Source organism: Streptomyces sp. AcH 505 (assembly GCF_000818175.1).
Lineage (GTDB): Bacteria > Actinomycetota > Actinomycetes > Streptomycetales > Streptomycetaceae > Streptomyces.
This window is the reverse complement of record NZ_JTIY01000001.1, coordinates 2,430,474-2,431,209: the sequence shown is the minus strand read 5'-3', so window position 1 is coordinate 2,431,209 and position 736 is coordinate 2,430,474. Positions and strand designations below refer to the sequence as shown.

Sequence of the window (736 nt, the reverse complement as noted above, 5' to 3'; positions counted from 1 at the left end):
CCGCCGCGGCCAAGGCGCCCGCCGCTGAGGCGCCCGCGCCCGCCGTCCCCGGCACCGTGCCCGACGCGCTCGTCGCTCCCTACAACGCCGCCGACGCCGCCCTCAAGGCGCGCGGGCTCACCGGCGAGCGGGCCGACGTGTACCTCGTACTCGACCGGTCAGGCTCCATGCGGGAGTTCTACAAGAGCGGCAGCGTGCAGCATCTCGCCGAGCAGACGCTCGCGCTCGCCGCGCATCTCGGTGACGAGCCGGTCGTCCACACGGTGTTCTTCTCCACGGACATCGACGGCACGACCGACCTGTCCCTCACGGACTTCTCCGACGCCGTGAACAAGGCGCACGCCAGTTACGGCCGCCTCGGCCGTACCAGCTACCACCGGGCCGTCGAAGAGGTCGTCGCGCACCGCGAGAAGTCGGGTGCCACCGGGCCCGCGCTCGTCGTCTTCCAGACCGACGGCGCCCCCGACGCCAAGCAGACCGCGCGGCTGGCGCTCAACGAGGTCGCCGGCAAGGGCCTGTTCTGGGCGTTCGTGGCCTTCGGCCCGTACGACTCGAAGGCGTTCGACTTCCTGCGCAAGACCGAGCAGGAGCTGGACCACGTCGGGTTCTTCCACGCGGGCCCGGCGCCGGCCGAGCTGCCGCACGCCGACGTGTACCGCGAGCTGCTCGCCGTCTGGAAGCCGGAAACCACCAGCTGATCCCCGGTACCCCGCTCACCCGCCGGCCGGCACCGCTT

At 72.3% G+C, this 736-nt stretch carries 1 protein-coding gene; it reads left to right on the top strand.

Translation table 11 applies throughout. The annotated features are described in order from the left end of the window. A partial coding sequence (locus HY68_RS11245; RefSeq protein ID WP_052457066.1) for a VWA domain-containing protein occupies nucleotides 1-698 on the top strand: 698 nt, incomplete at its 5' end. Nucleotides 699-736 lie beyond the last annotated feature (38 nt).